Annotated in this window: 10 protein-coding genes; all 10 read left to right on the plus strand. The window is 68.9% G+C overall.

Features of this window, described 5'->3' with window-relative positions; genetic code table 11:
- The first annotated feature begins 69 nt into the window (after positions 1-69).
- The 10 genes from ACWCO2_RS07255 to ACWCO2_RS07300 are packed head-to-tail and all read left to right on the plus strand — an operon-like array spanning position 70 to position 12,762.
- Positions 70-1,413, plus strand: coding sequence for an NADH-quinone oxidoreductase subunit D (locus ACWCO2_RS07255; protein ID WP_450126827.1), 1,344 nt, complete (start codon positions 70-72; stop codon positions 1,411-1,413).
- A complete protein-coding gene (gene nuoE, locus ACWCO2_RS07260; protein WP_450126828.1) occupies positions 1,410-2,165 on the plus strand; it encodes an NADH-quinone oxidoreductase subunit NuoE in 756 nt (251 codons plus the stop codon). The genes ACWCO2_RS07255 and nuoE overlap by 4 nt, the downstream gene beginning before the upstream one ends.
- Positions 2,166-2,172: 7 nt before the next feature.
- Positions 2,173-3,474, plus strand: coding sequence for an NADH-quinone oxidoreductase subunit NuoF (nuoF, locus tag ACWCO2_RS07265; RefSeq protein ID WP_450126829.1), 1,302 nt, complete (start codon positions 2,173-2,175; stop codon positions 3,472-3,474).
- On the plus strand, positions 3,471-5,981 hold the full coding sequence (locus ACWCO2_RS07270) for an NADH-quinone oxidoreductase subunit G (RefSeq protein WP_450126830.1): 2,511 nt from the start codon (positions 3,471-3,473) through the stop codon (positions 5,979-5,981). The genes nuoF and ACWCO2_RS07270 overlap by 4 nt, the downstream gene beginning before the upstream one ends.
- Positions 5,978-7,282 carry an NADH-quinone oxidoreductase subunit NuoH gene (gene nuoH / locus ACWCO2_RS07275; RefSeq protein ID WP_450126831.1) on the plus strand — a complete coding sequence of 435 codons (1,305 nt, stop codon included), beginning with the start codon at positions 5,978-5,980 and terminating at the stop codon, positions 7,280-7,282. The genes ACWCO2_RS07270 and nuoH overlap by 4 nt, the downstream gene beginning before the upstream one ends.
- Positions 7,269-7,871 carry an NADH-quinone oxidoreductase subunit NuoI gene (nuoI, locus tag ACWCO2_RS07280; protein ID WP_450126832.1) on the plus strand — a complete coding sequence of 201 codons (603 nt, stop codon included), beginning with the start codon at positions 7,269-7,271 and terminating at the stop codon, positions 7,869-7,871. Before nuoH ends, nuoI begins: the two co-directional genes overlap by 14 nt.
- The gene (locus ACWCO2_RS07285) at positions 7,868-8,809 is read left to right on the plus strand and encodes an NADH-quinone oxidoreductase subunit J (protein ID WP_450126833.1); all 942 of its coding nucleotides are present in this window, start codon (positions 7,868-7,870) and stop codon (positions 8,807-8,809) included. Before nuoI ends, ACWCO2_RS07285 begins: the two co-directional genes overlap by 4 nt.
- Entirely contained in the window at positions 8,806-9,105 is a 300-nt protein-coding gene (gene nuoK / locus ACWCO2_RS07290; RefSeq protein ID WP_093155324.1) for an NADH-quinone oxidoreductase subunit NuoK, read from the plus strand. The genes ACWCO2_RS07285 and nuoK overlap by 4 nt, the downstream gene beginning before the upstream one ends.
- 20 nt (positions 9,106-9,125) lie before the next feature.
- Positions 9,126-11,129 carry an NADH-quinone oxidoreductase subunit L gene (gene nuoL / locus ACWCO2_RS07295; protein ID WP_450126834.1) on the plus strand — a complete coding sequence of 668 codons (2,004 nt, stop codon included), beginning with the start codon at positions 9,126-9,128 and terminating at the stop codon, positions 11,127-11,129.
- 55 nt (positions 11,130-11,184) lie between these two features.
- Positions 11,185-12,762 (plus strand): NADH-quinone oxidoreductase subunit M, encoded by a 1,578-nt coding sequence (locus ACWCO2_RS07300; protein ID WP_450126835.1) that lies wholly within the window; start codon positions 11,185-11,187, stop codon positions 12,760-12,762.
- Positions 12,763-12,767: the final 5 nt, after the last annotated feature.

Raw genomic sequence — 12,767 nt, forward strand, 5'->3', positions numbered from 1 at the left:
CAGGTTTTCCGCGATTCCAACGGAAATCGCGTTCCCGGAGGGCGGCGACACCGCGGAGAGGTGTTGGAGATGAGTACCGAATCACTGGCCGGTACCGGGCTCGGCGACCCCGAGGCCGCCGAGACCAGGGAGACCACCGAGGGCCGGGTCTACACCGTCACCGGTGGGGACTGGGACGAGTTCATCGACGAGACCTCCGGCGAGGATCGCGTCATCATCAACCTCGGCCCGCAGCACCCGTCGACGCACGGCGTGCTCCGGCTGGTGCTGGAGATGGAGGGCGAGACCGTCACCAAGGCCCGCTCGGTGATCGGCTACCTGCACACCGGCATCGAGAAGAACACCGAGTACCGGACTTGGACCCAGGGCGTCACCTTCGTGACGCGGATGGACTACCTGGCGCCGCTGTACAACGAGGCCGCCTACTGCCTCGGGATCGAGAAGCTGCTGGGCATCGAGGCCCCGCCGCGGGCCCAGACGTTCCGGGTGATGCTCATGGAGCTCAACCGGATCTCCTCGCACCTGGTGTTCCTGGCGACCGGCGCGATGGAGCTCGGCGCGACCACCGGCATGACCTTCGGCTTCCGGGAGCGCGAAGAGGTCCTGCACCTGCTGGAGTTCCTCACCGGCCTGCGGATGAACCACGCGTTCATCCGGCCGGGCGGCACCGCCCAGGACCTGCCGGAGGGCTGGCAGCAGAAGGTGCTGTCGTTCATCGAGGTGATGGACTCGCGGCTGCCGTCCTACGACAAGCTGTTCACCGGCCAGCCGATCTGGAAGCAGCGCCTGAAGGACGTCGGCTACCTGCCGCTGGACGGCTGCCTGCAGCTGGGCATCACCGGTCCGCTGCTGCGCTCCGCCGGACTGGCCTGGGACCTGCGCAAGATCGAGCCGTACTGCGGTTACGAGGACTACGAGTTCGAGGTGCCGACCAGCACCGATGGCGACTGCTACGCCCGGTACCTGCTGCGGCTGGAGGAGATCCACCAGTCGCTGAAGATCATCCGGCAGTGCGTGGACAAGATGGAACCGGGCGCGCACATGGTCTCCGACGCCAAGATCGCCTGGCCGTCGAAGCTGAGCATCGGCCCGGACGGCATGGGCAACTCGCTGGAGTACGTCCGCAAGATCATGGGTCAGTCGATGGAATCGCTGATCCACCACTTCAAGCTGGTGACCGAGGGCTTCGACGTCCCGCCGGGCCAGGTCTACTCGCCGGTGGAGTCGCCGCGCGGCGAGCTCGGCATGCACCTGGTCTCCGACGGCGGCACCCGGCCGATGCGGGTGCACGTCCGGGAACCCAGTTTCGTGAACCTGCAGGCGATGCCCGCGATGTGCGAAGGCGGACTGGTGGCCGACGTGATCGCGGCGGTCGCCTCCATCGACCCGGTGATGGGCGGGGTGGATCGATGACCGAGCAGTTCGAGTTCACCACGACGGAGGAAGCGGCGGACGCCGTGGACACGTCGGTGTTCGACGCGAAGACGCACTCCGAGGCGCAGCAGATCATCGCGCGTTACCCGGAGTCCCGGTCGGCGCTGCTGCCGATGCTGCACCTCGTGCAGTCGGTGCAGGGGCACGTCAGCGCGGCGGGGATCCAGTTCTGCGCCGACCAGCTGGCGCTGTCCACTGCGGAGGTCAGCGCGGTCGCGACGTTCTACACGATGTACAAGCGCAAGCCGTGCGGTCAGCACCTGGTCAGCGTGTGCACCAACACGATGTGCGCGGCGCTGGGCGGCGATGCGATCTACCGGAAGCTCGGCGAGCACTTGGGCGTCGGGCACGACGAGACCGCCGGCACGCCGGGCGAGGAGGGCTCGATCACCCTCGAACACGCCGAGTGCTTGGCGGCCTGCGACCTCGCGCCGGTGATCCAGGTGAACTACGAGTACTTCGACAACCAGACGCCCGAGCAAGCGCTGGACATGGTGAAGTCCTTGCAGCGAGGGGAAAAACCGGCGCCGACGCGCGGTCCGGCGCTGTCGGACTTCCGGGGTGCGGAGCGTCAGCTCGCCGGCTTCTTCGACGACCTCGAGTCCACTGTGGCCGGTCCGTCCGCGGCGGTCGAGACGGTGCGCGGCGCGCAGCTGGCCAACGAGCGCGGCTGGACCGCGCCGAGCATGCCCGACGACGTGGAACTGCCGCCGGTGCCGGAGAAGAAGTGAGGGTGCAATGACGCAACCAAGCATCAGCCCGGTGACACCGGTCCTGACCAAGCGGTGGCTGTCGCCGAACTCCTGGACCCTGCACACCTACGAGCAGCTCGAGGGCTACACCGCGCTGCGCAAGGCTCTCAAGGGCACTCCCGACCAGCTCGTCGAACTGGTCAAGTCGGCCGGGTTGCGCGGTCGCGGCGGGGCCGGGTTCCCGGCCGGCGTGAAGTGGAGCTTCATGCCGAAGGAACCGACCAAGCCGCACTACCTGGTGATCAACGCCGACGAGGGCGAACCGGGGACCTGCAAGGACATCCCGCTGATGATGGCCGACCCGCACTCGCTGATCGAGGGTTGCATCATCGCCAGCTACGCGATGCGCGCCAACCACTGCATGATCTACGTGCGCGGTGAGGCGCTGCACCCGATCCGGCGGCTGAACAACGCGGTGCGCGAGGCCTATCAGGCCGGCTACCTGGGCAAGAACATCCTGGACTCCGGGTTCGACCTGGACATCGTGGTGCACGCCGGCGCCGGCGCCTACATCTGCGGCGAGGAGACCGCGCTGCTGGACTCGCTGGAGGGCAAGCGCGGGCAGCCGCGGCTCAAGCCGCCGTTCCCCGCCGCCGCCGGGCTTTACGCCTGCCCGACCACGGTGAACAACGTCGAGACCATCGCGACCGTGCCCTACATCGTCAACGGCGGCGCCGAGTGGTTCCGCACGATGGGCAGCGAGAAGTCGCCGGGCCCGAAGATCTACTCGATCTCCGGGTACGTGGAGCGGCCGGGCCAGTACGAGGCGCCGCTGGGCACCACGCTGCGAGAGCTGCTGGAGCTGGCGGGCGGCATGAAGGACGGCGTCCCGCTGAAGTTCTGGACGCCGGGCGGCTCGTCGACGCCGATGTTCACCGCCGAGCACCTGGACGTGCCGCTGGACTTCGAGGGCGCGGCCGAATCCGGGTCGATGCTGGGCACCACCGCGGTGATGGTGTTCAACGAAACCGTGTCCGTGCCGTGGGCCGTGATGAAGTGGACGCAGTTCTACGAGCACGAGTCCTGCGGCAAGTGCACGCCCTGCCGCGAAGGCACCTACTGGCTGGCGCAGGTGCTGGAGCGGATGGTCGAGGGGCACGGCACCGAGGAGGACATCGACACCCTCCTGGACGTCTGCGACAACATCTTCGGCCGCTCGTTCTGCGCCCTCGGCGACGGCGCGGTGAGCCCGATCGTCAGCGGCATCAAGTACTTCCGCGAGGAGTTCCTCGCGCTGTGCGAGAAGAACAAGACCGGTCAGCAGGAACTGGTAGGAGCGGCCCGATGACGATGGCGCCAGAGTCAGAAGCCCGCCCGGTGCCGGAGGGCTACGTCCGCCTGACCATCGACGGGATCGAGGTCGAGGCGCCCAAGGGCGAGCTGCTGATCCGCACCGCCGAGCGGATGGGCATCACCATCCCGCGCTTCTGCGACCACCCGCTGCTGGACCCCGCGGGGGCGTGTCGGCAGTGCCTGGTCGAGGTGGAGATGGGCGGGCGCCCGATGCCCAAGCCGCAGGCCTCCTGCACGATGACCGTCGCCGACGGCATGGTGGTCAAGACGCAGCAGACCTCGCCGGTGGCGGACAAGGCGCAGCAGGGCGTGATGGAGCTGCTGCTGATCAACCACCCGCTGGACTGCCCGGTCTGCGACAAGGGCGGCGAGTGCCCGCTGCAGAACCAGGCGCTCAAGCACGGCCGGGCCGAATCCCGCTTCCACGACACCAAGCGGACCTTCGCCAAGCCGGTGCCGATCTCCTCGCAGGTGCTGCTGGACCGCGAGCGCTGCGTGCTGTGCCAGCGCTGCACCCGGTTCTCCAAGCAGGTCGCCGGCGACCCGTTCATCGAGCTGCTGGAGCGCGGGGCGCTGCAGCAGATCGGCATCGGCGAGCAGCAGCCGTTCCAGTCCTACTTCTCCGGCAACACCATCCAGATCTGCCCGGTCGGGGCGCTGACCAGCGCGGCCTACCGGTTCCGGTCGAGGCCGTTCGACCTGGTGTCCACGCCGGGCCAGTGCGAGCACTGCGCGTCGGGCTGCGAGATCCGCAACGACTGGCGGCGCGGCAAGGTGATGCGCCGGCTGGCCGCGGACGACCCGGAGGTCAACGAGGAGTGGATCTGCGACAAGGGCCGGTTCGCCTTCCGCTACGCCACCGCCGCTGACCGCATCACCCGCCCGCTGGTCCGGGAGAACGGCGCGCTCCGCGAGGCTTCCTGGACCGAGGCGCTGCAGACCGCGGCGAAGGGTCTGACCGATGCGCGCGATGCGCGCGGGGTCGGCGTGCTGCCCGGTGGTCGGTTGACCGTCGAGGACGCCTACTCGTACTCGAAGTTCGCGCGGATCGCCTTGCGCACCAACGACATCGATTTCCGAGCGCGGCCGCACTCCGACGAGGAGCTGCAGTTCCTCGGGTCCACTGTGGTCGGTGTGACGCCGGGGACCGGGGTCACCTACCGGGAGCTGGAGTCCGCGCCCGCGGTGCTGTGCGTGGCCTTCGAACCCGAGGAGGAGTCGCCGATCGTCTTCCTGCGGCTGCGCAAAGCCGCTCGCAAGGGCAAGACGAAGGTGTTCCACCTCGGGCAGTGGGCCTCGCCGGGCGTGGAGAAGACCACGGTCATCACGCACAACGGCGGCCCGGTCCGGACCGGCGAGCTGGTCTCGTGCACCCCGGGCGGAGAGGCCGCCGCGCTGCGATCGCTTCCATCCGAAGTGGAGGAATCCCTCCAGCAGTCGGGCGCGGTGCTGATCGTCGGTGAGCGCGCGGCGGAGATTCCCGGGCTGTACTCGGAAATCCTGCGCGCCGCGCAGCGGACCGGAGCTCGCCTCGCCTGGATCCCGCGTCGAGCGGGGGAGCGCGGAGCGATCGAGGCCGGTGCGCTGCCGACGCTGCTGCCAGGTGGTCGGCCGGTCGCGGACGCCGCGGCCCGCGCCGAGCTCGAACAGGCTTGGGGCGTGGGGCTGCCCGCAGCGGCCGGCCGCGACCTCACCGGCATCCTCACCGCCGCAGCATCCGGGGAGCTGTCCGGCCTTGTCGTCGGCGGTGTCGACCCGAACGACCTGCCGGATCCGGCGCTGGCCGGGCAGGCCCTGCGCAGCGCGGACTTCGTGGTCAGCCTGGAGCTGCGGCCCAGCGCGGTCACGGAGCACGCCGACGTGGTGCTGCCCATCGCGCCGAGCGTCGAGAAGTCCGGCAGCTACCTGAACTGGGAAGGCCGCCGCCGCGAGTTCCGCACCACCATCGAGGGCACCGGGGCGCTGCCGGACTGCCGGGTTCTGGACACCCTCGCGGTGGAGATGGACGCCGACCTGTTCACCCAGACCCCGGCCGCCGCGGGCGCTGAACTCGACCGGATCGGTCCGAGCGTCGGTGCCAGACTTCCCGCCCCGGACGTGCCGGCGTCCACCGCGCCGGTCCCCGGACCCGAGCAGGCGGTGCTCGCAACCTGGCGGCAGCTGCTGGACAACGGCTCGCTGCAGGCTGAAGAGCCGAGCTTGGCCGGCACCGCGCGCAGCGCCGTCGCGGTGATCTCGCCGCGCACCGCGCAGCGCATCGAACTCGGCCACGCGCAGCGCATCGAGGTCCGCACCGACAAGGGCGCGATCGTGCTGCCGGTGCAACTCGCCGAGATGCCCGACGACGTGGTGTGGCTGCCCAGCGATTCCGGAACGTCGCAGGTGCACCGCGCACTCGGCGTCGGGCACGGCGCTCTCGTCGACATCGCCGCCACCTCGCCGATGTCCCCCGCGGCCAGCAACGGCCACGGCACCACCCACCTCAACGGGGGGAGAGCATGACTCCAACCGCGGAACTGCTCGCCGACGACCCGCTCTGGTTGATCCTGCTGAAGGTCGTGGCGATCTTCGTCTTCCTGGTCGTCATGACGCTGCTGACGATCTGGGCGGAGCGCCGGGTGATCGGCCGGATGCAGAACCGGCCCGGCCCGAACCGGGCTGGCCCGTTCGGCATCCTGCAGTCGCTGGCCGACGGTCTGAAGCTGGCGTTCAAGGAGGACATCCGCCCGGTCCTGGCCGACAAGTGGATCTACTTCCTGGCCCCGGTGATCTCGGCGACGCCCGCGCTGGTGTCGTTCTCGGTGATCCCGATCGGCCCCGAGGTGACCATCTTCGGCGAGCGCACCGCCCTGCAGCTGGTGGACCTGCCGGTCGGCCTGCTGGTGGTGCTGGCCTGCGCGTCCGTCGGCGTGTACGGCATCGTGCTGGCCGGTTGGGCGTCCGGGTCGCCGTACCCGCTGCTCGGTTCGCTGCGCTCGGCGGCGCAGGTGATCTCCTACGAGATCGCGATGGGCCTGTCGTTCGTCGCGGTGATCATGTACTCGGGGACGCTGTCCACCTCGGGCATCGTCGACGCGCAGACCAACGGCTGGTTCGCGCTGCTGCTGCCGTTCAGCTTCGTGGTCTACGTGGTCGCGATGGTCGGTGAGACCAACCGCGCCCCGTTCGACCTTCCGGAAGCCGAGTCCGAGCTGGTCGGTGGCTTCCACACCGAGTACTCGTCGCTGAAGTTCGCGCTGTTCTTCCTCGCCGAGTACATCAACATGGTCACCGTCTCGGCGCTGGCGACCACGCTGTTCCTCGGCGGCTGGCACGCACCGTGGCCGCTGTCGATGATCGGCGACGGGGTGCTCAACACCGGTTGGTGGCCGGTGCTGTGGTTCCTCGGCAAGACGCTGGCGTTCCTGTTCTTCTTCATCTGGCTGCGCGGCACGCTGCCCCGCCTTCGCTACGACCAGTTCATGAACCTGGGCTGGAAGGTGTTGGTGCCCTGCAGCCTGCTGTGGATCATCGCGGTGACGGTGATCCGCGCGGTGCGCAACGACGAAGCGGTCACCACGCAGCAGTTCCTCATCGGCGGCGCCGTCGTGATCGCGGTGCTGCTGGTGGCCACGTTCCTGATCCCGGACCGCCGTCCGGCCAAGGACACCGACGAAGTGCCGCTGTCGGGCAGCGGTTACCCGATCCCGCCGCTCGACCTGCAGGTCCCCGAGGCCCCGCCACGCCGCACCCCGGTGCGCAACGGTGCCGCGGGCGAGGTCGAGCGCGCGGAGGGCGAGGAGGCGCCGCATGGGAATGTTTGATCCGATCAAGGGCTTCGGCGTCACCTTCTCGACGATGTTCAAGAAGGTCGCCACCGAGGAGTACCCGGAGGTCAAGAAGATCCCGGCGCCCCGGTTCCACGGCCGCCACCAGCTCAACCGGCATCCGGACGGGCTGGAGAAGTGCGTGGGCTGCGAGCTGTGCGCTTGGGCGTGCCCGGCCGACGCGATCTTCGTGGAGGGCGGGAACAACACCGAGGAAGAGCGCTACTCGCCCGGTGAGCGCTACGGCAAGGACTACCAGATCAACTACCTGCGCTGCATCGGTTGCGGGTTGTGCATCGAGGCGTGCCCGACGCGGGCGCTGACGATGACCAACGAGTACGAAACCGCGGACGACAACCGCCAGGACCTGATCTACACCAAGGAAGACATGCTGGCGCCGCTGCTGCCCGGCATGGAACAGCCTCCGCACCCGATGCGGCTGGGCGAGAACGAGCAGGACTACTACGTCCGCGGTCCCGAGTTGGCGCGAGACCTGCTTGCAGGGTCGAGCCATCAAAGCAGTCAGCGCGTGGATGTTTCTTCCGAGGAAACGGTCGAGTCCGGGCACGAGGAGGCCGGGAGATGACCCTCGAAACGGCGCAGTTCCTGGCGCAGGCGCAGGGAGCCACCATCGGTGCCGGTGAGACGGCGGCCTTCTGGATCTTGGGGCCGCTGGCGCTGGTCGGCGCGTTGGGCATGGTCTTCGCGCGCAACGCGGTGCACTCCGCGCTGTTCCTGGTGCTGACGATGCTGTGCCTCGGCGTGCTCTACATGGCGCAGAGCGCTCAGTTCCTCGGGTTCACGCAGATCATCGTCTACACCGGCGCGATCATGATGCTGTTCCTGTTCGTGCTGATGATGGTCGGCCGCGACTCCTCCGACTCCGTGGTGGAAGTCCTTCGCGGACAACGGTTGTGGGCCGGCATCGGCGGCATCGGCCTAGCCGCGCTGCTGGTGTCCGGGCTGGCTCGGGCGCTCACCGACGTGCCGGTCGCCGCGCCGCTGAACCCGTGGACGCCGCAGGGCGGCGGTGCGGGTGGCCTCGGTCGGCTGATCTTCACCGAGTACCTGTTCCCGTTCGAGCTGACCTCGGCGCTGCTGATCACCGCCGCGGTCGGTGCGATGGTGCTGGCCTACGGCGGCAAGGGACGCAGCCCGAAGCTGAGCCAGAAGGAGCGCGCCAACGCCCGCTTCCGCGGCTCCCGCCCGTCGCCGCTGCCCGGCCCCGGCGTGTACGCCACCACGAACTCGGTGGCCGTCCCCGCGCTGCTGCCGGACGGTTCGGTGGCGCCGGAGTCGCTGTCCGAACTGCTGGAGAACCTGCCCGCCGACCGGCTCGGCGAAGAACGCCGGGCTGTTGCGGGAGAAACCGCCGGGCCCGACCCGCACGCGCTGACCGCCGGGCACCACGAGGTGTCGCCCGAGGTGCCCGAGCAGCAAGCGGCGGAGCCGCCCACCAACAGCAACGGGTCGAACAACGGCCACGAGTCCGAGCACGCCCCATCCGAGGAGGTCCGGCAGTGACCCCCACGTACTACCTGCTGCTGTCGGCGCTGCTGTTCACCATCGGCGCGGTCGGCGTCCTGGTGCGGCGCAACGCGATCGTGGTGTTCATGTGCATCGAGCTGATGCTCAACGCGGTCAACCTGACGTTGGTGACCTTCGCCCGCATCGAGGGCTCGGTCCACGGGCAGGTCATGGCCTTCTTCGTGATGGTGGTCGCGGCGGCCGAGGTGGTGGTCGGCCTGGCCATCATCATGTCGATCTTCCGGACGCGTCGCTCGGCTTCGGTCGATGACGCCAACCTGCTGAAGTACTGAGAGGGCGCGTGGTGACGGCAATGATGACTACCGGGGCCTTCCTCGCCGGGACCAACCCGGACGTGACCAGCGCGGCCGGCGCGATCCAGGAGAGCGCTTGGCTGCTGGTCGCCTTCCCCGCGCTGGGCGCGCTGGTCCTGCTGGTCGCCGGGCGCCGGGCCAACGGGTGGGGGCACGTTCTCGGTACTGCCACGGTGCTCGCGTCCTTCGTCTACGGCCTCCTGCTGTTCTCCTCCGTCGCCGGGATGTCGGCGAGCGGGCAGATCCGGGAACTGCACATGTTCTCCTGGATCCCGGTCAACGAGCTGCAGGTCGACTTCGGGCTCCGGATGGATCCGCTGTCGATGGTGTTCGTGCTGCTGATCACCGGTGTCGGATCGCTGATCCACATCTACTCGATCGGCTACATGGCGCACGACCAGGAAGGCCGCACCGGCCGGGACAACACCGAGCGGCGCCGGTTCTTCGCCTACCTGAACCTGTTCGTCGCAGCGATGCTGATCCTGGTGCTGGGCAACAGCTTCGTGACGCTGTACCTGGGCTGGGAGGGCGTCGGTCTCGCTTCCTACCTGCTGATCGGCTTCTGGCAGGGTCGCCCGTCGGCGGCCGCGGCGGCGACCAAGGCGTTCGTGATGAACCGGGTCGGCGACGTCGGCCTGGCGCTGGCGATCTTCCTGCTGTTCGCGAACTTGGGAACCACGCAGTACACCGAGGTCTTCGCCCGCGCTGGTGAGCTCTCGCCGGGCGTGCTGCTGGCCATCACGCTGCTGTTGTTGCTGGGCGCCTGCGGTAAGTCCGGTCAGGTTCCGCTGCAGGCGTGGTTGCCGGACGCGATGGAAGGCCCCACACCGGTTTCGGCGCTCATCCACGCCGCGACGATGGTCACCGCGGGTGTGTACCTGATCGCCCGCGCCAACCCGCTGTTCTCGCTCTCACCGGGCGGGCAGTTGGCCGTCACCATCGTCGGTGCGGTGACGCTGCTGGTCGGGTGCGTCATCGGTTGCGCCTACGACGACATCAAGAAGGTCCTGGCGTACTCCACGGTCAGCCAGATCGGCTACATGATGCTGGCCGTCGGGCTCGGCCCGGCCGGGTACGCGCTGGGCATCATGCACCTGCTCACCCACGGCTTCTTCAAGGCCGGGCTGTTCCTCGGCGCCGGTTCGGTGATGCACGGCATGAACGACGAGGTCGACATGCGCAAGTTCGGCGGCCTCGCCCGGTACATGCCGATCACCTTCGCCACCTTCGGGCTCGGCTACCTCGCGCTGATCGGTTTCCCGTTCCTGTCCGGTTTCTACTCGAAGGACGCCATCATCGAGGCGGCGTTCGGCCAGGAGGGCTGGCGCGGCTGGGTGTTCGGCGGCGCGGCGCTGCTGGGCGCGGGCATCACCGCGTTCTACATGACCCGCCTGGTGCTCATGACGTTCTTCGGCGAGAAGCGCTGGAAGAACCTGAAGGCCAGCAACGGCCAGGACTTCCACCCGCACGAGTCGCCGACGGTGATGACCGCGCCGATGATCGTGCTGGCCGTCGGTTCGGTGGCGGCGGGCATGTTCTTCGCCGGTGGCGACCGGCTGGTCGGCTGGCTGACGCCGTCGCTGGGCGAACTCCAGGAATCCGGGTACAGCGCCATCCCGCACGCGCTGATCCCGATCCTGACCGTGGTCATCTCCGCGCTCGGCGTGCTGATCGCGTGGCTGGTGGTCGGGCGCAAGCCGGTGCCGGTGGAACGCCCGATGCGGGTGTCGCCGCTGGTGCGCGCGGCCCGCGCCGACCTCGGCGGCAACGCGCTGAACAACGCCGTCGCGGTGCGTCCGGCGTTCGGCCTGGCGCGCGGACTGGTCACGGTGGACACCAAGGGCGTGGACGGCGCGGTCAACGGCATCGCCGGAATCCTGGGCTTCACCTCCAACCGACTTCGCCGCTGGCAGACCGGATTCGTCCGGTCCTACGCCCTGTCCATGCTCTTCGGCGGCATCGTGGTGATCGCCGCCCTGATGGCCGTGGGGATCCCGTCATGACGAACTACGTCCGCTGTGGACTCGGTCGGCTGAGCGAGCTCCGGGAGGAGATCCGATGACCCTGCTCGTCGCACTGATCCTGCTGCCGATCGTCGGGTCGGTGGTGGTGGCGCTGCTGCGCGGCAACGCGCCTGCGGCGAAGTGGACCGCGCTCGGGTTCTCCCTGGTGGAGCTCGTGCTCGCGCTCGCCGCGTGGGCCGCCTACGACCCGGCCGGGCCGCGGCTGCAGCTCACCAGCTCGGTGGAGTGGATCCCGGCGTTCGACATCCGCCTCTCGCTCGGCGTGGACGGCATCGCGCTGGTGATGATCGCGGTGATCGCGCTGCTCACCCCGCTGGTGCTCGGCTACAGCTGGGGCGAGCGGCTGCCGGAAGGCCGCACGCACGGCGGGTTCTTCTCGCTGCTGCTGCTGGAGCAGGCGCTGACGGTGGCGGTGTTCGCCGCGACCGACCTGTTCCTGTTCTACGTGCTGTTCGAGATCATGCTGATCCCGATGTACTTCCTCATCGGCGGCTACGGTGGCGAGCGCCGCACCTACGCCGCGGTGAAGTTCTTCCTGTACTCCTTCCTCGGCGGCCTGATCATGCTGGCCTCGGCGATCGGCGCCTACGTCTACAGCGCGGAGGTGACTGGCCAGGGCACCTTCGACTGGGCGACGCTGGTGCCGGTGCTGCGAGACGCCCCGATGAGCGTGCAGGTGTGGCTGTTCCTCGGCTTCTTCACCGCGTTCGCCATCAAGGCCCCGCTGATCCCGTTCCACACCTGGCTGCCGGATGCCGCGCAGCAGGCGCCGATCGGGGTCGCGGTGATCGTGGTCGGCGTGCTGGACAAGGTCGGCACGTTCGGCTTCCTGCGCTACAGCCTGCCGCTGACGCCGGCGGCCTCGCAGCAGCTAGCCCCGTTGGTGCTGGTGCTCGCGGTGGCCGGCGTGCTCTACGGCTCGTTCCAGGCATTCGGGCAGACCGACCTCAAGCGGTTCATCGCCTACGTCTCGATCGCGCACTTCGGGTTCATCGCGCTGGGCATCTTCGCGTTCACCTCGCAGGCGAACGTCGGCGCGGTGTCGTACATGATCAACCACAGCATCGCGACCGGCATGCTGATCCTGGTGATCGGCATGGTGATCGCCCGCGGCGGTTCCACCCGCATCGCCGACTACGGCGGCATGGCGAAGGTGACCCCGGTGCTGGCCGGCACGCTGCTGATCGCCGGGCTGAGCACCCTGTCTCTGCCCGGCACGAACTCGTTCATCAGCGAATTCCTCGTGCTGATCGGCTCTTTCGAGACCCGGCCGGTCTACACCGTGCTGGCCGCCATCGGCATGGTGCTCGCCGCGGTCTACGTGCTGTGGCTCTACCAGCGCATCATGCAGGGCCCGGTGCGCGGCGACGCGCTCCTGGGCACCGCGGGTGGTCCGGGTGCGGTGATGGACCCGGCCAAGCCGGGCGCGCACCGGAAGCGGGTCGCCGACCTCGGTGCCCGCGAGATCGCCGTGCTGACCCCGCTGATCGTGCTGGTGCTCGCGTTGGGCTTCTACCCGAAGCCGGTGCTGGACGTGATCAACCCGTCGGTCGCGGCAACCATGAGCGAGGTCGGCGTCACCGACCCCGTGACCTCGCAGGGAGGTAACTGACAGTG

It is taken from the genome of Saccharopolyspora sp. NPDC002376 (assembly GCF_053593195.1).

Coding starts and splice junctions, on each gene's coding strand:
- ACWCO2_RS07255 (WP_450126827.1), top strand. CDS start 70: ATGAGTACCGAATCACTGGCCGGTACCGGGCTCGGCGACCCCGAGGCC.
- nuoE (WP_450126828.1), top strand. CDS start 1,410: ATGACCGAGCAGTTCGAGTTCACCACGACGGAGGAAGCGGCGGACGCC.
- nuoF (WP_450126829.1), top strand. CDS start 2,173: ATGACGCAACCAAGCATCAGCCCGGTGACACCGGTCCTGACCAAGCGG.
- ACWCO2_RS07270 (WP_450126830.1), top strand. CDS start 3,471: ATGACGATGGCGCCAGAGTCAGAAGCCCGCCCGGTGCCGGAGGGCTAC.
- nuoH (WP_450126831.1), top strand. CDS start 5,978: ATGACTCCAACCGCGGAACTGCTCGCCGACGACCCGCTCTGGTTGATC.
- nuoI (WP_450126832.1), top strand. CDS start 7,269: ATGGGAATGTTTGATCCGATCAAGGGCTTCGGCGTCACCTTCTCGACG.
- ACWCO2_RS07285 (WP_450126833.1), top strand. CDS start 7,868: ATGACCCTCGAAACGGCGCAGTTCCTGGCGCAGGCGCAGGGAGCCACC.
- nuoL (WP_450126834.1), top strand. CDS start 9,126: ATGATGACTACCGGGGCCTTCCTCGCCGGGACCAACCCGGACGTGACC.
- ACWCO2_RS07300 (WP_450126835.1), top strand. CDS start 11,185: ATGACCCTGCTCGTCGCACTGATCCTGCTGCCGATCGTCGGGTCGGTG.